The organism is Pseudomonas paraglycinae, from assembly GCF_021601625.1.
Classification (GTDB): domain Bacteria; phylum Pseudomonadota; class Gammaproteobacteria; order Pseudomonadales; family Pseudomonadaceae; genus Aquipseudomonas; species Aquipseudomonas paraglycinae.
In genome coordinates, this window is sequence record NZ_BQHR01000003.1 from 161,932 (window position 1) to 181,049 (window position 19,118).

A 19,118-nucleotide genomic window follows, 5' to 3' on the forward strand; every position below is an offset into this window, starting at 1 on the left:
TTGTCGAGAATTCGTATCAAGCCGCCGCGTGGCTCTGTCGGATTTCTTGCCGCAGGCATACTATGCGCGCCATGCAAATATCCTCTGATCACCCGCTGCTGTTACGTATCGTCGACGACCTGGCCGAGCGCGGCTGGTCGCAGCAGAACATTTTCCTGCCTGCGGATTTGACCCGCGCACTGGCGGCCGAGTGCCGCAAACGTGACGCCGAAGGTGAACTGGCGCCGGCGGGGGTCGGACGTGGCCCGTTTTCGGAGATCCGCGAGGGGATTCGTGGCGACCATATCCAGTGGATCGACCCCGGTCAGGCCGAGGCCAGTGACCGCTACCTGAACCTGATGGACAGCTTGCGCGAAGCGCTCAACCGGGGCCTGTTCCTGGGGCTTGAAGACTTCGAGTGCCACTTCGCCCTGTACCCGCCGGGTGCGTTCTACCGCAAGCACGTCGACCGTTTCCGCGACGATGACCGGCGCATGGTCTCGGCGGTGATCTACCTCAATGACGGCTGGCTGCCGGAGGATGGCGGGCAACTGCGCATGTACCTGGAGAATGACCGCGTTCATGACGTACAGCCTACGGGCGGTTGTCTGGTGGTGTTTCTCTCCGGCGAAGTCCCTCACGAAGTGTTGCCAGCCAACCGCGAGCGGCTGTCGCTGACAGGCTGGTTCCGCCGCCGTGGCAACGAGCCGTTCTGAGATGCACAGGATTCTGGTCAGTCGCTGCCTGCTGGGCCATCGCGTGCGTTACGACGGTGGGGCCAGCGGGCCGTTCGATCTGCTGGAGCAGTGGATCAGCGAAGGCCGGGTAGTGCCGCTGTGCCCGGAAGTCGCCGGTGGTTTGCCGACGCCACGGGCAGCGGCAGAGATTCCGGGCGGGCAGGGCAGCGAAGTGCTGGACGGACTCTCCTCGGTGATCACCACCGAGGGCGAAGACGTCAGTGCGCAGTTTCTGGATGGTGCGCGGCAGGCGCTGGCGCTGGTGCAGAAGCACGGGATTCGGGTGGCGGTGCTCAAGGCCAACAGCCCTTCGTGCGGGAATCTGTTGACCTATGACGGGACGTTCAGTGGGGTGAAGGTGAGTGGCGAGGGCGTTACCGCCGCGTTGCTGAAGCGCCATGGGGTGCAGGTCTTCAGCGAACTCGAACTGCCGCAAGCCGCACAGGCCCTCAGCTTGCTCGACTAGTCACGTTCACTTCAGTTTTCCGTAGCCTGCACACTCAACCACTTCTTCGACAACGCCTCCAGCCGCCCATCCGCCCTGATCCGCTGCAAGGCATTTTCCAGACTCGCGTGAAACGCCGGGTTGCCCTTCTGAAACGGAATCGCCAGATCCACCGGCGGCCCGACCTTCGGTTTCTCCTCGGTCAGCGTCTGCACCAGCACCATCGGCCGAGGTTGCTCGTCCTTTTTCGCCAGCAACTGCGCATTGACCTGCGTGTAAGGCTCGCTCACGTCGAAACGATCCTTGAGCTCGGGTGTCAGTGCTATGTGGTTGAGCGCGACGTCGTACTTGCCGCTTTCAACGCCCTGGAGCAGATCGGCTTCGTCAGTGACGATGAAGTCGGCGCGCACATCCAGTTCGTTGGCCAGCAGTTGCCCAAGCTCGACCTCGAACCCCGTGAGCGTGTCGCCGTCCTTGAAATTGAAGGGCGGTGTATTAGCCTCAAGGGCTATGCGCAACTCGCCACGGTCGTAGACGTCATCAATCAGTTCGGCGTGAGCCAGAGGGCTCAGAAGGGGAAGCAGGCAGATCAGGCCAGGCAGAAAACGCATGGTCACTCCTTTGAAATCGATATCGGCCTGTTTTCCAGGCTCGCTTTGCTATGGTTGTCGAGTGCCTTCGACAACGAATGGTCATGAAGTTGTCATGACCGTGCGGATTTTACGGAAAAACTGGAGAAGAAAATGAAAAGCTTTATGTCACGTGCAGCGTTGGCCGGTGTGCTGATGGGTGTTTCGGTACTGGCCAGTGCGGCCACACCGGCACCGAAGGGCGCCGAAGTGTTCATCGTTTCTCCCGAGGACGGAGCCACGGTTTCGCAGACCTTCACGGTCAAGTTCGGTGTAAAGGACATCGCGCTGGCACCGGCCGGTGACGTCACCAAGAACACCGGTCATCACCATCTGCTGATCGATGCCAAGGAAGTCGTTCCGGCCGGCTCCGTCGTGCCGACCGACGCCAACCACATGCACTTCGGCAAGGCGCAGACCCAGGCCGACATCAAGCTCGCGCCGGGCAAGCACACCCTGCAGCTGGAGCTGGGTGACAGCGGCCACATGGCGTTCGATCCGCCGATCGTGTCGAAGAAGATCACCGTCAACGTCGAATGATGTTTTCGCGTGCATGAAAAAGGGAGCCCGAAGGCTCCCTTTTTTGTCGCTCAGCGTCGGATCAGAACAATACGCGGCTACGGATGGTGCCGTTGACGTGTTGCAGCTTCTCTTGCGCCAGCTCCGAGTACTCGGCGTCGACGTCGATCACCACGTAGCCGACCTTCTCGTTGGTCTGCAGGAACTGACCGGAGATGTTGATGCCGTTTTCGGCGAAGACCTTGTTGATCTCGCTCATCACACCCGGGATGTTCTCGTGGATGTGCAGCAGGCGGTGCTTGCCAGGGTGAGCCGGCAGGGCCACTTCCGGGAAGTTCACCGACGATACCGAAGTACCGTTGTCGCTGTACTTGACCAGTTTTTCTGCCACTTCCAGACCGATGTTGGCCTGCGCTTCAGCGGTGGAACCGCCGATGTGCGGGGTCAGGATCACGTTATCCAGGCCACGCAGCGGGCTTTCGAACTCTTCGTCGTTGGAGCGCGGCTCGACCGGGAACACGTCGATGGCGGCGCCGATCAGGTGCTTGTCCTTGATCGCAGCAGCCAGGTGATCCAGCTCGACCACGGTGCCGCGTGCAGCGTTGATCAGGATGCCGCCCTTCTTGATGGCGCGGATTTCCTTCTCGCCGATCATCCACTGGGTCGCAGCGGTTTCCGGAACGTGCAGGGTGACGATGTCGGACATGCCCAGCAGCTCGTGCAGGTTGCCGACCTGGGTCGCGTTGCCCAGTGGCAGCTTGGTCACAGTGTCGTAGAAGAACACCTGCATGCCCAGGCCTTCAGCCAGGACCGACAGCTGAGTACCGATGGAGCCGTAGCCGACGATGCCCAGTTTCTTGCCACGGATCTCGAAAGAGTTGGCTGCGGACTTGATCCAGCCGCCACGGTGGCAGGAAGCGTTTTTCTCAGGGATGCCGCGCAGCAGCAGGATCGCTTCGGCCAGCACCAGCTCGGCAACGGAGCGGGTGTTGGAGTAAGGCGCGTTGAACACGGCGATGCCGCGCTCGCGGGCCGCTTCCAGGTCAACCTGGTTGGTGCCGATGCAGAAACAGCCGACCGCGACCAGCTTCTTCGCGTGATCGAAGATCTCTTCGGTCAGCTGGGTGCGCGAACGAATGCCGATGAAGTGAGCGTCAGCGATCTTTTCCTTGAGCTGGGCTTCCGGCAGGGAGCCTGTCAGGTATTCGATGCTGGTGTAGCCCGCCGCCTTGAGGACGTCGACAGCCGATTGGTGGACGCCTTCGAGAAGAAGGAACTTGATCTTGCTCTTATCGAGAGAAGTCTTGCTCATCTGCGTAAACCTGTATCCCGGAGAAAAATGGCAGGAAATGGTCAACAGACATTGACCTGGACGACAAGAAAGCCGTCACCGCAGAACCGGCCTTGGGCACTGGCCTGCGGGGTCGGTATGCTAGCATAGCCACCCCGCTAAACACTCATTCCTGCGACGTGAAGCGTTCTCAGGATGACCATGAATTGTTCGAGAGTTCCGTCGATGACCAATCCTGCCCTGATTGATGAACTGAAGACCCTGGTCGAGCCTGGCAAAGTCCTGACCGATGCCGACTCCCTGAACGCTTACGGCAAGGACTGGACCAAGCACTTCGCCCCGGCGCCCAGCGCCATCGTGTTCCCCAAGACCATCGAGCAGGTGCAGGCCGTCGTCCGCTGGGCCAACGAACACAAAGTCGCGCTGGTGCCGTCGGGCGGGCGCACCGGGCTCTCCGCCGCAGCCGTGGCCGCCAATGGCGAAGTGGTCGTGTCGTTCGACTACATGAATCAGATTCTCGACATCAACCTGACCGACCGCACCGCCGTCTGTCAGCCGGGCGTGGTCACCGAACAATTGCAGAACGCCGCCGAAGAACATGACTTGTACTACCCGGTGGACTTCGCTTCGGCAGGTTCCAGTCAGATTGGCGGCAACATCGGCACCAATGCCGGCGGGATCAAGGTCATTCGCTACGGCATGACCCGCAACTGGGTGGCGGGCATGAAAGTGGTGACCGGCAAGGGCGACGTGCTGGAACTGAACAAGGACCTGATCAAGAACGCCACCGGTTATGACCTGCGCCAGCTGTTCATCGGCGCCGAAGGCACCCTGGGTTTTGTGGTCGAGGCCACCATGCGCCTGGATCGCTCGCCGAAAAACCTGACCGCGATGGTCCTCGGCACCGCCGATTTCGATTCGATCATGCCGGTGCTGCACGCCTTTCAGGGCCGACTCGACCTGACCGCGTTCGAGTTTTTCTCCGACAAGGCCCTGGCCAAGGTCATGGGCCGTGGCGATGTCCCGGCGCCGTTCGAAACCGATTGCCCGTTCTATGCCTTGCTGGAATTCGAGGCGACCACCGAAGAAGTGGCCAACACTGCATTGGAAACCTTCGAGCATTGCGTGGAACAGGGTTGGGTGCTGGATGGCGTGATGAGCCAGAGCGAAACCCAGTTGCAGAATCTTTGGAAGCTGCGCGAGTACATCTCCGAAACCATCTCCCACTGGACACCGTACAAGAACGACATCTCGGTCACGGTCTCGAAAGTCCCTGCGTTTTTGCAGGAAATCGATGCGATCGTCGGCGAACATTACCCGGACTTCGAAATCGTCTGGTTCGGCCACATCGGCGACGGCAACCTGCACCTGAACATCCTCAAGCCGGACAACCTGAGCAAGGACGATTTTTTCGCCAAGTGCGCCACCGTCAACAAGTGGGTGTTCGAAACCGTCGAGAAGTACAACGGTTCGATTTCCGCCGAACACGGTGTGGGCATGACCAAACGCGATTACTTGACCTACAGCCGCTCGCCGGTGGAAATCGAATACATGAAAGCGGTCAAGGCGGTGTTCGACCCGAACGGCATCATGAACCCGGGCAAGATCTTCGCGGTTTGATTGGCAATCCCTGATGAATCAATGAAGGCAGGAGTCGGTAATGAGCTATCAGCACCAGTATGTCGACGGTACGCGGATTCATTTTCCGCTGGGTAAAGTGGTGTGCATCGGGCGTAACTACGCCGAACACGCCAAGGAACTGGACAACCCGGTGCCTACCGAGCCGTTGCTGTTCATCAAGCCGGGCAGTTGCGTGGTGCCGCTGGAAGGCGGTTTCAGCATTCCGACCGAGCGTGGCTCCGTGCATTACGAGGCGGAAATCGCCGTGTTGATCGGCAAGCCGCTGTCGACCAAGCCGAGCCGCGAAGAAGTGCTGGACGCGATCTCCGGTTTCGCCCCGGCGCTGGACCTGACCCTGCGCGACAAGCAGGCCGAGCTCAAGTCCAAGGGCCTGCCGTGGGAAATCGCCAAGTCGTTCGACGGCGCGGCGGTGATTGCGCCATTCGTGGTCGGCAGCACTTTCGCCGACCTGACCGACATCGGCATCCGCCTGACCATCAACGGCGAAGTGCGCCAGGACGGCAACAGCAGCGCGATGCTCAATCCGATCGTGCCGATGATCCAGCACATGGCCGGCTGCTTCTCGCTGCAGGCCGGTGACGTGATCCTGACCGGCACGCCGGTGGGCGTCGGCCCGCTGAACGTTGGTGATGAGATCGTGCTGGAGCTGCCGGGCGCCAGTCGCTTCACCAGCAGCGTTCGCTGATCCGTACATCGCGTTCCCGAGCGGGAGATTGCAGATTTGAGCTCAGCCCTCAAGTCTGCAATCTCCCGTTTTCGTTTTGTGATGCGACCTGCAAAGACGCAGGGCATTCCGGCCATTTGCCGTTTTTTTCACATTCTGTCCGGATAATTCCGGTCATTCTGGCGTCTGAGCCGGCCTCTTTGTGCTATTACCCGTAGCCTGAATTTTCGGAACGCGTCCTTTGATGTCATCTCAAACTCAGCTCAAACCCACCCGCCGTTCACGTTTCGCCCTGCGTTGGTATTCCTGGCTTTTGCTGGCAGTCGCCGCTGCGTACGGGCTGGCGTTTGCCATGCATTGGGATGACCGTGGCCTGTTGTGGGTGCTGGAACGCTTCGAGAGTTCTGCCGAGAAACAGGAAAGCGTCTGGCTCCCGGATTACCGGGTGGTCATCGACGCCAAGCTGCTGCCGGGGATGGAAAAGGACGAAGCTTCGGACCTGTCCTATAACCCGCAGACCAAAACCCTGTTTTCGGTGATGGGCAAGAATCCGTTCCTGGTCGAGCTGACCCTGCAGGGTAACGTGCTGCGCAAGATGCCGCTGGTGGGCTGGAGCAATCCCGAAGGCCTGACGGTGATGGAAAACGGCTTGATGGCGATTGTCGATGAGCGCGAGCACCTGCTCTCCATCGTCAAGGTCGATGCCGAGACCCGCGAACTGAAGCGCGACGATTTCCCGAAATACGACTTGGGGCCGTCGAAAGACCAGAACAAGGCTTTTGAAGCCATCACCTGGGACGCCCGCAACCAGCAACTGCTACTGGGCGAGGAGCGTCCGCCTGCGCTGTTCACCTGGAAAAGCGACGGCAGCCAGACGCTCAAGGGCGACAAGCAGAAACTCGACAGCGACGAACTGGACCTGCGTAACCTCTCGGCTCTGTCGATCGACCCGCGCACCGGCCACACCCTGGTCCTGTCCGCCGATTCGCATTTGCTGCTGGAGCTGGACGAGAAGGGCGAGCAGGTCAGCTTCATGACCCTGCTCGGCGGTTTCAACGGCTTGAAGAAAACCATTCCCCGCGCCGAAGGCGTGACCATGGACGAGGCGGGCACGCTGTACATGGTCAGCGAGCCGAACCTGTTCTACCGCTTCGAAAAGCAGAAGTAACGACTCCTACAGCAATTGCAGATCTGTGCAGTTGTGGCCTGAGGCAAGTGGCCATTAAGCTTCAGTTCAGACAGGCGTGATATTTCATCCGCCTGTTTTGACTCCGAGCCTGCCCGAATGCGTCGACTTGCCCGTCCCAAGCCTCTGTTCATCATCCTGTCGGTGATTGCCCTGATCGCGTTGATTGCGATCGGCCAATACATGCGCCTGTTCGAGCGTGCCTGGTTCAACCTGCATACGCTATGGCAGCCGATGAGCAGCGAGGCGATCGGGCTGGATCAATACCGGGTGGAGATTGAAGCGAAGGTCATCGACGGGCTGAACGACGATGTCTCGGCGCTGACCTACGATCCGGTGCGCAAGAGCCTGTTCACCGTGACCAACAAGAATGCCGAACTGGTCGAGCTGTCGCTGGACGGCACGATCCTGCGCCGTGTCGCCTTGATCGGCTTCGGTGATCCGGAGGCGGTGGAGTTCATCAGCGCCGACACCTACGTGATCACCGATGAACGCCAGCAACGCCTGATCAAGATCCATCTGGAACACGGCACCACGTTCCTCGATGCAGCGGACGCCGAGCAAATGACCCTCGGTGTGCACATGAGCGGCAACAAGGGGTTTGAAGGCCTGGCGTACGACTCGGTGGGCAAACGCCTGTTCGTGGCCAAGGAGCGGGATCCGATGCTGATCTATGAAGTGCACGGTTTTCCGCACTTCAACCCGGAAAAATCCTACGCGGTACACGTGATCAACAATCCCAAGCGCGATGCCGGGATGTTCGTGCGCGATCTGTCGAGCCTGCAATACGACGAGCGCAGCGGCCATTTGCTGGCGCTGTCCGACGAGTCACGGCTGATTCTGGAACTGGATGTGGACGGGCGCCCGTTGAGCACCATGTCGTTGAGCGGTGGCCGGCAGGGCCTGAAGAAAACCGTGCCGCAGGCGGAAGGTATCGCGATGGATGACGACGGGACGTTGTATCTGGTGAGCGAGCCGAATCTGTTTTATGTCTTCAGGAAGCCTGCGCAGAAATAATTCGCACCGCAAAACACTGTGGGAGCGAGCAAGCTCGCTCCCACAGGTTTTTCATCTGCCCACAAATATGTGGGCAGCCTGGTTTATTCAGCTTTGAGGGTCTTTACACCTTCGCTGGTACCCAGCAACAGCAGATCCGCCGGACGCGCCGCGAACAAACCGTTGGTGACCACGCCGACGATCGCGTTGATCTGCGCTTCCAGCTCCACCGGATTGGTGATCTGCAGGTTGTGCACGTCGAGGATGATGTTGCCGTTGTCGGTCAGCACGCCTTCGCGGTAGACCGGGTCGCCGCCCAGCTTCACCAGCTGGCGGGCGACGTGGCTGCGGGCCATCGGGATCACTTCCACCGGCAGCGGGAACGCACCCAGCACCGGCACCAGTTTGCTGGCGTCGGCGATGCAGATGAATGTCTGGGCCACAGCCGCGACGATCTTCTCGCGGGTCAGGGCTGCGCCGCCGCCCTTGATCAGGTTCAGGTGCTCGTCGCTTTCATCGGCGCCGTCGACGTAGAACTCCAGGTTGCTCACGGTGTTCAGCTCGTACACCGGAATCCCGTGGCCCTTGAGGCGCGCGGCGGTGGCTTCGGAGCTCGCGACCGCGCCGTCGAACGCGCCTTTGTGCTGGGCCAGGGCGTCGATGAAGCAGTTGGCGGTGGAGCCGGTGCCGACGCCGACGATGCTCTTGTCGTCGAGTTTCGGAAGGATGAAGTCGACGGCGGCCTGGGCCACGGCCTGTTTGAGTTGATCCTGGGTCATGCGGGCTCCGGAAGCGGGCAAGGTAAGAACGGAAAGGCCGGCATTATAGCCTCAAGCCGGGCTAAAACCTCTGGATTCGTGTGGTCGTCCGGCCGAAAGCCGGGTTAGACTCGCTGGTCCCGCCCAACCGCCAGTGATGCTTTCCGATGCTCGAACAGTACGTCAAGAAGATCCTCACCTCGCGCGTTTATGACGTTGCCGTAGAAACCCCGCTGCAGAACGCCCGCCAGCTCTCCGAGCGGTTGGGCAACGATATCTGGCTCAAGCGCGAAGACTTGCAGCCGGTGTTCTCGTTCAAGATTCGCGGCGCCTACAACAAGCTGACCCAGTTGAGCGACGAAGAGCGCGCTCGCGGCGTAGTCACCGCCTCGGCGGGCAACCATGCGCAGGGCCTGGCCCTGGCGGCGAAAGTGCTGGGCGTGAAAGCGACCATCGTGATGCCCAAGACTACCCCGGAGATCAAGGTCGAAGGCGTGCGCTCCCGTGGCGGCAAGGTGGTGCTGCACGGCGATTCTTTCCCGGAAGCGCTGGCCTACTCGCTGAAACTGGTCGATGAAAAAGGCTACGTCTATATCCACCCGTACGACGATCCGCACACCATTGCCGGGCAGGGCACCGTGGCGATGGAAATCCTGCGCCAGCATCCGCAGCCGCTGGATGCGATTTTCGTTCCGGTGGGCGGCGGCGGTCTGATCGCCGGTATCGCGGCGTACGTGAAATACCTGCGGCCGGACATCAAGGTCATCGGCGTCGAGCCCGATGACTCCAACTGCCTGCAAGCGGCGATGGCGGCGGGCGAACGCGTGGTGCTGCCGACTGTAGGCATCTTCGCCGACGGCGTGGCGGTGGCGCAGATCGGCCAGCACACCTTCGATATCTGCAAGGATTACGTCGATGAAGTGATCACCGTCAGCACCGACGAAATCTGCGCGGCGATCAAGGACATCTACGACGATACCCGCTCGATCACCGAACCGGCCGGCGCGCTGGGCGTGGCCGGGATCAAGAAGTACGTCGAGCAGCGCGGCGTCAGCGGCCAGACCTTCGTGGCCATCGACTCCGGGGCCAACGTCAACTTCGACCGCTTGCGCCACGTCGCCGAGCGCGCCGAACTGGGTGAAGGCCGCGAAGCGATCATCGCCGTGACCATCCCCGAGAAGGCCGGCAGCTTCAAGGCCTTCTGCGAGGCCATCGGCAAGCGCCAGATCACTGAATTCAACTACCGCTACAACAATGGCAGCGAAGCGCACATCTTTGTCGGCGTGCAGACCCACCCGGACAACGACCCGCGTAGCGCACTGCTGGCGAGCCTGACCGAACAGGGGTTCCCGGTGCTCGACCTGACCGACAACGAACTGGCCAAGCTGCACATCCGTCACATGGTCGGCGGTCGCGCGGCGCACGTGGTCGATGAAGTGGTGCTGCGCTTCGAGTTCCCGGAGCGTCCGGGCGCGCTGTTCAACTTCCTCAACAAGCTCGGCGGTCGCTGGAACATCTCGATGTTCCACTACCGCAACCACGGTGCGGCGGATGGCCGTGTGGTCGCAGGCCTGCAAGTGCCCCACGACGAACGTCATCTGGTGCCCGCAGCCCTTGAGGAAATCGGCTACCCGTACTGGGACGAAAGCGACAACCCGGCCTATCAGCTGTTTCTTGGCTGAACGGCTACGCTGATGGGTATGGCACAAGGAAAGAGAAATTCATGGAAACCCTGACCACCCTGAAAGTCCTTCACGTCGCGGCGACCGTGGTGATACTGGCGAGCGGGCTGGGGCTCGCCGCTGTTTCCTGGCGTAATCGCAGCGAGGGGCCGGCCAGCACGATGCAGCGACCCTGGTTGTTCGTCTGGTGTCTGATGCTGATCGGCGTGCTCAGCATGCCTTTCACCGGCTGGTGGTTGGTGCACCTGATTGGCTGGCCGTTGGGACAGTTTTGGATTCTGGGGTCCAGCGTGATCTATGCCGTGGCCACATTCAGCGCGGTCTGGCTGCTTGTTCGGCTTAATCGGCTATGGACCAGCGGGGTCGGCAACCGGAAATTCAATCTGGCGCTGGCCATTGTCAGCGGCGTCGGATTTCTGGCCATTGCGGCGTTGATGGGGGCGAAGCCGGTTTAAGGCTTGGGACCGCGTCGACCCCGTTCGCGAGCAGGCTCGCTCCCACATTGATCTGACGCGTTCACAAATTCTTTGTGGGAGCTGGCCTTGCCAGCGATGGCGGTATCAGCCGCGAAGGCTTATGACGGGCCAGCCACGTTTCTCGGCTTCGGCCCGCAGGTTCGGATCCGGGTCGACCGCCACCGGATTCGCCACCTGCTCCAGCAGCGGCAGGTCATTCATCGAGTCGCTGTAGAAATAGCTGCCTTCCAGCGAATGCCCGGTTTCTTCCAGCCAGCGGTTCAGGCGTGTCACCTTGCCTTCGCGGAAGCACGGCACATCGGTGCTGCGCCCGGTGTAGCGACCGTCCTGCATCTCGCACTCGGTAGCGATCAGGGTTTCGACGCCCAAGCGCACGGCGATCGGCGCGGTGACGAAGCGGTTGGTGGCGGTGATGATCACCAGTTTGTCGCCGGCATCGCGGTGCTTTTTCAGCAACTCAAGCGCCTTCGGCAGCATGATCGGCTCGATGCAGTCGCGCATGTAATCGTTGTGCCACTGCTCAAGCACGGCCATCTCGGTGCGCCCGAGGATTTCCAGACAGAAGTTCAGGTACGCGGCGTTATCCAGTTTGCCGGCCAGGTAATCCTGATAGAACTCGTCGTTGCGCGCTTTGTACGCGATCGGGTCGAGGAAGCCGCGTTCGCACAGATAATCGCCCCAGGCGTGATCGCTGTCGCCGCCCAGAAGGGTGTTGTCCAAATCGAATAAAGCCAGGCGCATTGCAGTTACCCGCTGAAAAGTCAGTAAAAAGGCCACAAGAATACGGTCTTTTCACAAGAGTGCACATAAGCTCGGAACCCTCGTTGCCGCCTTCACAACCTTTGTGGAACAATGCGGCGACATGCGTTTGCGAGGTTGTTGCCGTGATCGACCCCGATGGTTTCCGCCCTAATGTCGGGATCATTCTGACGAATGACGCCGGCCAGGTGCTATGGGCTCGCCGTATCAATCAAGATGCCTGGCAGTTTCCACAAGGGGGAATCAATCCCGAGGAGACGCCGGAAGACGCCTTGTACCGCGAGCTGAACGAAGAAGTTGGCCTGGAACGCGAAGATGTTGAAATACTGGCCTGCACCCGGGGCTGGTTGCGCTATCGTTTGCCGCAACGTCTGGTGCGAACCCACAGCCAACCGCTGTGCATCGGCCAGAAACAGAAATGGTTTCTCCTGCGCCTGATCTCCAACGAGCAGCGGGTGCGGATGGATTTGACCGGTAAACCGGAGTTCGATGGCTGGCGCTGGGTCAGTTATTGGTATCCGTTGGGCCAGGTGGTGACATTCAAGCGCGAAGTGTATCGCCGCGCTCTCAAAGAGCTTGCCCCGCGCCTTTTAGCGCGCGACTGACGACGGAGTTCGACCCCGAGCCATGCTCAATACGCTGCGCAAGATCGTCCAGGAAGTTAACTCCGCCAAGGATCTCAAGGCGGCGTTGGGGATTATTGTGTTGCGCGTCAAAGAGGCCATGGGCAGCCAGGTCTGCTCGGTCTACCTGCTTGATCCAGAGACCAATCGCTTCGTGCTGATGGCCACCGAGGGCTTGAACAAGCGCTCGATCGGCAAGGTCAGCATGGCACCCAACGAAGGTCTGGTCGGCCTGGTCGGCACGCGTGAAGAACCCCTGAACCTCGAAAACGCCGCGGATCACCCGCGCTACCGCTACTTCGCCGAGACCGGCGAGGAGCGCTACGCCTCGTTCCTCGGGGCGCCGATCATTCACCACCGCCGCGTCGTCGGCGTGTTGGTCATCCAGCAGAAAGAACGCCGCCAGTTCGATGAAGGTGAAGAAGCCTTCCTCGTGACCATGAGCGCGCAGCTCGCCGGCGTAATCGCCCACGCCGAGGCCACAGGTTCCATCCGTGGCCTGGGCCGTCAGGGCAAGGGCATCCAGGAAGCCAAGTTCGTCGGCGTACCGGGTTCGCCGGGCGCGGCGGTCGGTACCGCGGTGGTCATGCTGCCACCGGCGGATCTGGACGTGGTGCCGGACAAGACCATCACCGACATCGACGCCGAACTGGCGTTGTTCAAGACCGCCATCGAAGGCGTGCGCGCCGACATGCGTGCGTTGTCGGCCAAACTGGCGACCCAGCTGCGCCCGGAAGAGCGTGCGCTGTTCGACGTCTACCTGATGATGCTCGACGATGCCTCGCTGGGCAGCGAAATCACCAACGTGATCAAGACCGGCCAGTGGGCCCAGGGCGCGCTGCGCCAGGTCGTGACCGATCACGTCAACCGTTTCGATCTGATGGACGACGAGTACCTGCGTGAGCGGGCGTCGGACGTCAAGGACTTGGGCCGACGCCTGCTCGCCTACTTGCAGGAAGAGCGTCAGCAGAACCTGGTCTACCCGGAAAAAACCATTCTGGTCAGCGAAGAACTGACGCCGGCGATGCTCGGCGAGGTGCCGGAAGGCACGCTGGTCGGTCTGGTGTCGGTACTCGGTTCGGGCAACTCCCACGTCGCGATCCTGGCCCGGGCCATGGGTATCCCGACTGTAATGGGTCTGGTCGATCTGCCGTACGCCAAGGTCGACGGCATCGAAATGATCGTCGACGGCACACGGGGCGAGGTTTACACCAACCCCAGCGAAGTGCTGCGCAAGCAGTTCACCGAGGTGGTGGAGGAAGAGAAGCAACTGGCGCTGGGGCTCGATACCCTGCGCGACCTGCCGTGTGTGACCCTGGACGGCCACCGCATGCCACTGTGGGTCAACACCGGCCTGCTGGCGGACGTGGCGCGAGCGCAGAAGCGCGGCGCCGAAGGTGTCGGTCTGTACCGCACCGAAGTGCCGTTCATGATCAACCAGCGCTTCCCGAGCGAGAAGGAACAACTGGCGATCTACCGCGAGCAACTCGCCGCGTTCCATCCGCAACCGGTGACCATGCGCAGCCTGGACATCGGCGGCGACAAGTCGCTGTCGTACTTCCCGATCAAGGAAGACAACCCGTTCCTCGGCTGGCGCGGGATCCGCGTCACTCTCGACCACCCGGAAATATTCCTGGTGCAGACCCGTGCGATGCTCAAGGCCAGCGAAGGCCTGAACAACCTGCGGATCCTGCTGCCGATGATCTCCGGCATCCACGAGCTCGAAGAGGCGCTGCACCTGATTCACCGGGCCTGGGGCGAAGTGCGCGACGAAGGCACCGACGTGCCGATGCCGCCGGTGGGCGTGATGATCGAAATTCCTGCGGCGGTTTACCAGACCAAGGAACTGGCGCGGATGGTGGACTTCCTGTCGGTCGGCTCCAACGACCTGACCCAGTACCTGCTGGCGGTGGACCGCAACAACCCACGGGTGGCAGATCTTTACGACTACCTGCACCCCGCGGTGCTGCAAGCCCTGCAAACCGTAGTGCGCGACGCCCATGCCGAAGGCAAACCGGTGAGTATCTGCGGCGAGATGGCTGGTGACCCGGCGGCAGCGGTGCTGTTGATGGCGATGGGTTTCGACAGCCTGTCGATGAACGCCACCAACCTGCCGAAGGTGAAATGGATGCTGCGCCAGATCAACCTGAGCAAGGCCAAGGATCTGCTGGCGGAACTGATGACCATCGACAACCCGCAGGTCATCCACAGCTCGCTGCAACTGGCGCTGAAGAACCTCGGTTTGGCGAAGATGGTCAATCCGGCGGCGGTCAAACCCCTCTAGATTAGTGGCGATCCCGAAAAGCCCCTCACCCTAACCCTCTCCCAAAGGGAGAGGGGACTGATCGCGGGATGCTGCAGATATGCATCGACCTGAACGAGTTGTATTGAATCCATAATCGACTCGATCTTTCAGGTCGATGTAAGGCTCAAGACACCTCGGTCGGCTCCCTCTCCCTCCGGGAGAGGGCTGGGGTGAGGGTAGCTTTTAAATTTTGATCTCCACTTCCCCCAAGTGCCCGCCATACGGCCCGAAACTGCGCTCCACCATCCGCCGCGTACCGTCCGCCTGCACGATCAACGCCGTACTTGCGCGTGTCCCGTAGCTCTGGCTGGCAATAAACACACTCGACAACAACGACTCGGTCGCCAATCCCACACCGGTATCCGGTAGATCAGCAAACGGTGCCGTTTGCGCATCACTCAATAAAGCCAACAACCGCTCGGGCTGCGGATCATCCAGCACCGCACTCAATGCAGCCTTGGCCTTGAGCAGTTTCGGCCACGGCGTATCCAGCCCGGCGTTGGACAGACCATAGACGCCGGGCTGCAACATCACCGGTTCCGAAGACCGCGCATTGAAGTGCCACAGCTCGTTGGCATTGCCCAGCAGCAGGTTGAAGCCGGCATAGTCCGGCGAACGGGCGACAACGTCAGACAAATAGTCATCGATCGACAGGTTTCCGGTCAGAAAACCCGCCACCAGTTCACCCCGGGAGCGCCGGGCCGGCGGCTGATGCGGATCGCGAATGTTGGTCAGCGCCGCAAAACGACCGTTGGCGCCCAGACCGAGCCAGGTTCCCCCGGCCTCAAGATCGCGACCGGCATGAACATGCGGCGACTCGGGCCACTGGGCCAGCGGCAGGCTGGGCCGGGCGTAGAACTCGTCACGGTTGGCCGCGACGATCAGCGGCTGGGCATGCCCCGGCCGCCAGGCGAAAACAATCAGGCACATAAGGTGGTCCTTGTGTGTTTTTTGCCCACTCTACGCAGACATCGTCCGTGCATCCATCGCCAGTGGAGCCGAAGGGTATCCATCCGTTACCATGCCGCTCCGGTTTTGGGGACGCGCCTTGGGAGGCAGTCATGGAATTTCTGCTCTATCTGGCGCTGGGCGCCTGTGCGGGCGTACTGGCCGGGCTGTTCGGGGTGGGCGGCGGGATCATCATCGTCCCGGTGCTGGTGTTCAGTTTCACCTTGCAGGGCTTCGATCCGTCGATCCTGACCCATCTGGCGGTCGGCACGTCCCTGGCGACGATCATCTTCACGTCGGTCAACGCGGTGCGCGAGCATCATCGACGCGGCGCGGTGCGCTGGCCGATCTTCAAGTGGATGACCGTTGGCATTCTGCTCGGCGCGGGTTTCGGAGCGCTGACCGCCGAAGCGATCTCCGGGCCCAACCTGCAAAAGATCATCGGTGTGTTCGCCCTGGTGATCGCGGCGCAGCTGGCGCTGGACGTCAAACCCAAGGCCAGCCGAACGGTGCCGGGTAAACTCGGTCTGACCGTGGCCGGCAGTGTGATCGGCTGGGCATCGGCGATTTTCGGGATTGGCGGCGGCTCGCTGACCGTGCCGTTCCTGACCTGGCGCAGCGTGCCGATGCAGCAGGCGGTGGCGACCTCGTCGGCCTGCGGTCTGCCGATTGCTGTGGCCAGTGCAATAAGTTTCATGATTCTGGGCTGGCATGATCCGTTGCTGCCGGCCCATAGTCTCGGTTTTGTGTATTTGCCGGCACTGCTCGGCATTGCGCTGACCAGCATGGTGTTCGCCCGTCTCGGCGCGCGGCTGGCGCACAGGCTGTCGCCGAAGTTGCTGAAACGGCTGTTCGCGGCTTTGCTGTTTTGCGTGGGCCTGAGCTTTCTGTTCTGAGCCGTCGGTTTTGGCAGGTCGCAATCCTGGCTTAATCCTGAGGTGACAGCGTCGCCCGGGAATTTTTGAAGATTTGAATGCTAACGAGGAGTCGCAATGCTGCCTTACCCGCAGATCGATCCGGTGGCTTTGGCCATCGGTCCGCTGAAAATCCACTGGTACGGCCTGATGTACCTGGTCGGCATCGGCGGCGCGTGGCTGCTGGCATCGCGCCGGCTCAACCGTTTCGACCCGACCTGGACCAAGGAAAAGCTGTCCGACCTGGTGTTCTGGCTGTCGATGGGGGTGATTGTCGGCGGGCGTCTGGGCTATGTGTTGTTCTACGACCTGAGCGCTTACCTGGCCAACCCGACGCTGATTTTCGAAGTGTGGAAGGGCGGCATGTCGTTCCACGGCGGTTTCATCGGCGTGATGCTGGCCGCGTTGTGGTTCGGCAAGCGTAACGGCAAGTCGTTCTTCCAGCTGATGGACTTCGTGGCGCCGATGGTGCCGATCGGTCTGGGTGCCGGGCGTATCGGCAACTTCATCAATGCCGAGCTGTGGGGCAAGGCCACCGACGTGCCGTGGGCCATGGTGTTCCCGCCGTTCAGCGACCCGGCGCAACTGCCGCGTCACCCGTCGCAGCTGTATCAGTTCGCTCTGGAAGGCGTGGCGCTGTTCCTGATCCTCTGGCTGTTCTCGCGCAAGCCGCGGCCGACCATGGCGGTCTCGGGCATGTTCGCGCTGTTCTATGGCATCTTCCGTTTCATCGTCGAATTCGTCCGCGTGCCGGACGCGCAACTGGGCTATCTGGCCTGGAACTGGCTGACCATGGGTCAGGTACTCTGCGTACCGATGATCATCGGCGGGCTGTTCCTGATCTGGCTGGCCTACCACCGCGCCCCGGCGGCGCCGGTTGCACCGACAGCTTAAATATTCGAACCCCGGCGACGTCTGCCGGGGCTCAAGGACAGGTAACTCATGAAGCAATATCTCGATCTGGTGTCGCACGTCATCAACAACGGCACCAAACAGGCCAACCGTACCGGCGTGAACACCATCAGCTTTCCGGGCGCGATGTTGCGCTTCGATCTGCAGGAAGGTTTCCCGGCGATCACGACCCGCAAGATGGCCTTCAAATCGGCCATCGGCGAGATGTGCGGCTTTCTGCGTGGCGTGAACAACGCCGCCGAATTCCGTGCGCTGGGCTGCAAGGTCTGGGATCAGAACGCCAACGAAAACGCCCAGTGGCTGGCCAACCCGTTCCGCCAGGGCGAAGACGACCTTGGCGAAATCTACGGCGTGCAATGGCGCAAATGGCCGGCGTACAAGCAGATCCCGCTGAGCAACACCGCCGCCATCGAACAAACCCTGAGCAACGGCTACAAGCAGATTGCCCAGGGCGAAGAAGACGGTCAGGCCTATGTGGTCTTGTACAAAGCCATCGATCAGGTGCGCCAGTGCGTCGACACGATCATCAAGGATCCGGGCAGCCGGCGCATCCTGTTCCACGGCTGGAACTGCGCCCAGCTCGATGAAATGGCCCTGCCGCCGTGCCATCTGCTGTACCAGTTCCACCCGAATGTTGAGACCAAGGAAATTTCCCTGACCCTCTACATCCGCTCCAACGACCTGGGCCTGGGCACGCCGTTCAACCTCACCGAAGGCGCTGCGCTGCTGAGTCTGATCGGTCGCCTGACCGGCTACACGCCGCGTTGGTTCACCTATTTCATCGGTGACGCCCACGTCTACGAAAACCACCTGGACATGCTCAACGAACAGCTCAAGCGCGAGCCGTTCGCCATGCCGAAACTGAAGATTTCGGACCGCGTGCCGGAGTTTGCCAAGACCGGTGTTTATCAACCGGAGTGGCTGGAACTGGTGGAGCCGAGCGACTTCTCGCTGGAAGGCTACGAGCACCATGCGCCGATGACCGCGCCGATGGCGGTCTAGTCGGCAGGATCGTTCCCACGCTCTGCGTGGGAATGAATCCCGTGACGCTCCGCGTCACTTTGGACGCGGAGCGTCCATGGCGGCATTCCCACGCGGAGCATGGGAACGAGCGTCAGTCGTTAGTGGCCGTGGCTTCTGCCCACATGGGAATGTTCGACTTCGGTTGCCACAACCCCGCCACTGACTTCCAGCCTCTGCAAAATCCCGCACTGATCCGCTTCCGGCCCTTCGCCACAGCGCTGGCGCAGCTCGAGCAGTTGCGTCTGCAACGCCAGTAACCCATCGATTCGCGCCTTGACGTGCTGGATGTGCTCGTCGATCAGCGCATTCACGCTTTCACATTGATCCTGCGGGCTGTCGCGCAAGGCGAGCAGGCTGCGGATTTCTTCGAGGGTCATGTCGAGGGTGCGGCAGTTGCGGATGAAGGTCAGGCGCTCGGCGTGGGCCTGGGTGTAGACGCGGTAGTTGCCGTCACTGCGGGCCGGTTCCGGCAGCAGGTTTTCACGCTCGTAGTAGCGGATGGTTTCCACGGCGCAATCGGTCTGTTTCGCCAGTTCTCCGATCTTCATGACGGCAATCTCCAAAAGGGTGCTTGACCCTATAGTGGCTACAGGGTCTTTACTTGGCAACAGGCACCTTCATGGACGCGACC

At 61.1% G+C, this 19,118-nt stretch carries 20 protein-coding genes; 14 read left to right on the top strand and 6 right to left on the bottom strand.

Translation table 11 applies throughout. From position 1 onward, the window contains the following. Positions 1–62: 62 nt before the first annotated feature. Both L6D82_RS05370 and L6D82_RS05375 read left to right on the top strand, forming a co-directional pair. On the top strand, positions 63–695 hold the full coding sequence (locus tag L6D82_RS05370) for a 2OG-Fe(II) oxygenase (protein ID WP_085667373.1): 633 nt from the start codon (positions 63–65) through the stop codon (positions 693–695). A 1-nt stretch (position 696) separates the two neighbouring features. Beyond that, a complete protein-coding gene (locus L6D82_RS05375; RefSeq protein WP_085746726.1) occupies positions 697–1,182 on the top strand; it encodes a 2-thiouracil desulfurase family protein in 486 nt (161 codons plus the stop codon). Between the two features lie 11 nt (positions 1,183–1,193). Here the strand turns inward: L6D82_RS05375 and L6D82_RS05380 are convergent, their stop codons facing one another. Next, the gene (locus L6D82_RS05380; protein WP_085647003.1) at positions 1,194–1,772 is read right to left on the bottom strand and encodes a transporter substrate-binding domain-containing protein; all 579 of its coding nucleotides are present in this window, start codon (positions 1,770–1,772) and stop codon (positions 1,194–1,196) included. Between the two features lie 132 nt (positions 1,773–1,904). Here L6D82_RS05380 and L6D82_RS05385 point away from each other — a divergent pair, with 132 nt between their 5' ends. After that, on the top strand, positions 1,905–2,330 hold the full coding sequence (locus L6D82_RS05385) for a DUF4399 domain-containing protein (RefSeq protein ID WP_102685813.1): 426 nt from the start codon (positions 1,905–1,907) through the stop codon (positions 2,328–2,330). A 61-nt stretch (positions 2,331–2,391) separates the two neighbouring features. On the opposite strand, the gene serA is transcribed toward L6D82_RS05385, so the two are convergent. After that, on the bottom strand, positions 2,392–3,621 hold the full coding sequence (gene serA / locus L6D82_RS05390) for a phosphoglycerate dehydrogenase (RefSeq protein ID WP_007953487.1): 1,230 nt from the start codon (positions 3,619–3,621) through the stop codon (positions 2,392–2,394). Positions 3,622–3,825: 204 nt separating this feature from the next. Here serA and L6D82_RS05395 point away from each other — a divergent pair, with 204 nt between their 5' ends. From L6D82_RS05395 to L6D82_RS05410, 4 genes are all read left to right on the top strand, one after another. Further along, entirely contained in the window at positions 3,826–5,220 is a 1,395-nt protein-coding gene (locus tag L6D82_RS05395; RefSeq protein ID WP_236188275.1) for an FAD-binding oxidoreductase, read from the top strand. 40 nt (positions 5,221–5,260) lie between these two features. Beyond that, positions 5,261–5,926: a fumarylacetoacetate hydrolase family protein gene (locus L6D82_RS05400; RefSeq protein ID WP_007953483.1), complete on the top strand. Its 666-nt coding sequence runs from the start codon at positions 5,261–5,263 to the stop codon at positions 5,924–5,926. A gap of 223 nt (positions 5,927–6,149) precedes the next feature. After that, positions 6,150–7,073 carry an SdiA-regulated domain-containing protein gene (locus L6D82_RS05405; RefSeq protein WP_236188276.1) on the top strand — a complete coding sequence of 308 codons (924 nt, stop codon included), beginning with the start codon at positions 6,150–6,152 and terminating at the stop codon, positions 7,071–7,073. A gap of 117 nt (positions 7,074–7,190) precedes the next feature. Beyond that, the gene (locus tag L6D82_RS05410; RefSeq protein ID WP_102685809.1) at positions 7,191–8,108 is read left to right on the top strand and encodes an SdiA-regulated domain-containing protein; all 918 of its coding nucleotides are present in this window, start codon (positions 7,191–7,193) and stop codon (positions 8,106–8,108) included. A gap of 83 nt (positions 8,109–8,191) precedes the next feature. Here the strand turns inward: L6D82_RS05410 and rpiA are convergent, their stop codons facing one another. Beyond that, positions 8,192–8,866 (bottom strand): ribose-5-phosphate isomerase RpiA, encoded by a 675-nt coding sequence (gene rpiA, locus L6D82_RS05415; RefSeq protein WP_007953476.1) that lies wholly within the window; start codon positions 8,864–8,866, stop codon positions 8,192–8,194. A 146-nt stretch (positions 8,867–9,012) separates the two neighbouring features. Here rpiA and ilvA point away from each other — a divergent pair, with 146 nt between their 5' ends. Further along, the gene (gene ilvA, locus L6D82_RS05420; protein WP_011336426.1) at positions 9,013–10,527 is read left to right on the top strand and encodes a threonine ammonia-lyase, biosynthetic; all 1,515 of its coding nucleotides are present in this window, start codon (positions 9,013–9,015) and stop codon (positions 10,525–10,527) included. Positions 10,528–10,568: 41 nt separating this feature from the next. Next, the gene (locus L6D82_RS05425; protein WP_011336425.1) at positions 10,569–10,982 is read left to right on the top strand and encodes a DUF2269 family protein; all 414 of its coding nucleotides are present in this window, start codon (positions 10,569–10,571) and stop codon (positions 10,980–10,982) included. A 105-nt stretch (positions 10,983–11,087) separates the two neighbouring features. Here the strand turns inward: L6D82_RS05425 and L6D82_RS05430 are convergent, their stop codons facing one another. Then, positions 11,088–11,744, bottom strand: a complete 657-nt coding sequence (locus tag L6D82_RS05430) for a histidinol-phosphatase (RefSeq protein WP_011336424.1) — start codon at positions 11,742–11,744, stop codon at positions 11,088–11,090. A gap of 143 nt (positions 11,745–11,887) precedes the next feature. Here L6D82_RS05430 and L6D82_RS05435 point away from each other — a divergent pair, with 143 nt between their 5' ends. Further along, a complete protein-coding gene (locus tag L6D82_RS05435) occupies positions 11,888–12,367 on the top strand; it encodes an RNA pyrophosphohydrolase (RefSeq protein WP_003229203.1) in 480 nt (159 codons plus the stop codon). Between the two features lie 22 nt (positions 12,368–12,389). Then, positions 12,390–14,669 (top strand): phosphoenolpyruvate--protein phosphotransferase, encoded by a 2,280-nt coding sequence (gene ptsP, locus L6D82_RS05440; RefSeq protein WP_064600191.1) that lies wholly within the window; start codon positions 12,390–12,392, stop codon positions 14,667–14,669. 204 nt (positions 14,670–14,873) lie between these two features. Here ptsP and L6D82_RS05445 read toward each other — a convergent pair whose 3' ends face one another. Further along, positions 14,874–15,620, bottom strand: coding sequence for an NRDE family protein (locus L6D82_RS05445; protein WP_236188282.1), 747 nt, complete (start codon positions 15,618–15,620; stop codon positions 14,874–14,876). A 131-nt stretch (positions 15,621–15,751) separates the two neighbouring features. Here L6D82_RS05445 and L6D82_RS05450 point away from each other — a divergent pair, with 131 nt between their 5' ends. The 3 genes from L6D82_RS05450 (at position 15,752) to L6D82_RS05460 (ending at position 18,466) form a co-directional block, all read left to right on the top strand. Further along, complete coding sequence (locus L6D82_RS05450) at positions 15,752–16,534, top strand: sulfite exporter TauE/SafE family protein (RefSeq protein ID WP_064380026.1); 783 nt, start codon at positions 15,752–15,754, stop codon at positions 16,532–16,534. Between the two features lie 96 nt (positions 16,535–16,630). After that, on the top strand, positions 16,631–17,446 hold the full coding sequence (lgt, locus tag L6D82_RS05455) for a prolipoprotein diacylglyceryl transferase (RefSeq protein WP_039767887.1): 816 nt from the start codon (positions 16,631–16,633) through the stop codon (positions 17,444–17,446). A 48-nt stretch (positions 17,447–17,494) separates the two neighbouring features. After that, complete coding sequence (locus L6D82_RS05460) at positions 17,495–18,466, top strand: thymidylate synthase (protein ID WP_011336420.1); 972 nt, start codon at positions 17,495–17,497, stop codon at positions 18,464–18,466. A gap of 119 nt (positions 18,467–18,585) precedes the next feature. Here L6D82_RS05460 and cadR read toward each other — a convergent pair whose 3' ends face one another. Further along, a complete protein-coding gene (gene cadR / locus L6D82_RS05465; protein WP_011336419.1) occupies positions 18,586–19,035 on the bottom strand; it encodes a Cd(II)/Pb(II)-responsive transcriptional regulator in 450 nt (149 codons plus the stop codon). Positions 19,036–19,118: the final 83 nt, after the last annotated feature.

Excerpts from the sequence above, each read along its gene's own strand:
- cadR (WP_011336419.1), bottom strand. The coding sequence starts at position 19,035 with ATGAAGATCGGAGAACTGGCGAAACAGACCGATTGCGCCGTGGAAACC.
- ptsP (WP_064600191.1), top strand. The coding sequence starts at position 12,390 with ATGCTCAATACGCTGCGCAAGATCGTCCAGGAAGTTAACTCCGCCAAG.
- L6D82_RS05410 (WP_102685809.1), top strand. The coding sequence starts at position 7,191 with ATGCGTCGACTTGCCCGTCCCAAGCCTCTGTTCATCATCCTGTCGGTG.
- serA (WP_007953487.1), bottom strand. The coding sequence starts at position 3,621 with ATGAGCAAGACTTCTCTCGATAAGAGCAAGATCAAGTTCCTTCTTCTC.
- L6D82_RS05430 (WP_011336424.1), bottom strand. The coding sequence starts at position 11,744 with ATGCGCCTGGCTTTATTCGATTTGGACAACACCCTTCTGGGCGGCGAC.
- L6D82_RS05370 (WP_085667373.1), top strand. The coding sequence starts at position 63 with ATGCGCGCCATGCAAATATCCTCTGATCACCCGCTGCTGTTACGTATC.
- L6D82_RS05445 (WP_236188282.1), bottom strand. The coding sequence starts at position 15,620 with ATGTGCCTGATTGTTTTCGCCTGGCGGCCGGGGCATGCCCAGCCGCTG.
- L6D82_RS05405 (WP_236188276.1), top strand. The coding sequence starts at position 6,150 with ATGTCATCTCAAACTCAGCTCAAACCCACCCGCCGTTCACGTTTCGCC.
- L6D82_RS05425 (WP_011336425.1), top strand. The coding sequence starts at position 10,569 with ATGGAAACCCTGACCACCCTGAAAGTCCTTCACGTCGCGGCGACCGTG.
- L6D82_RS05395 (WP_236188275.1), top strand. The coding sequence starts at position 3,826 with ATGACCAATCCTGCCCTGATTGATGAACTGAAGACCCTGGTCGAGCCT.
- lgt (WP_039767887.1), top strand. The coding sequence starts at position 16,631 with ATGCTGCCTTACCCGCAGATCGATCCGGTGGCTTTGGCCATCGGTCCG.
- ilvA (WP_011336426.1), top strand. The coding sequence starts at position 9,013 with ATGCTCGAACAGTACGTCAAGAAGATCCTCACCTCGCGCGTTTATGAC.
- rpiA (WP_007953476.1), bottom strand. The coding sequence starts at position 8,866 with ATGACCCAGGATCAACTCAAACAGGCCGTGGCCCAGGCCGCCGTCGAC.
- L6D82_RS05375 (WP_085746726.1), top strand. The coding sequence starts at position 697 with ATGCACAGGATTCTGGTCAGTCGCTGCCTGCTGGGCCATCGCGTGCGT.
- L6D82_RS05380 (WP_085647003.1), bottom strand. The coding sequence starts at position 1,772 with ATGCGTTTTCTGCCTGGCCTGATCTGCCTGCTTCCCCTTCTGAGCCCT.
- L6D82_RS05450 (WP_064380026.1), top strand. The coding sequence starts at position 15,752 with ATGGAATTTCTGCTCTATCTGGCGCTGGGCGCCTGTGCGGGCGTACTG.
- L6D82_RS05460 (WP_011336420.1), top strand. The coding sequence starts at position 17,495 with ATGAAGCAATATCTCGATCTGGTGTCGCACGTCATCAACAACGGCACC.
- L6D82_RS05400 (WP_007953483.1), top strand. The coding sequence starts at position 5,261 with ATGAGCTATCAGCACCAGTATGTCGACGGTACGCGGATTCATTTTCCG.
- L6D82_RS05385 (WP_102685813.1), top strand. The coding sequence starts at position 1,905 with ATGAAAAGCTTTATGTCACGTGCAGCGTTGGCCGGTGTGCTGATGGGT.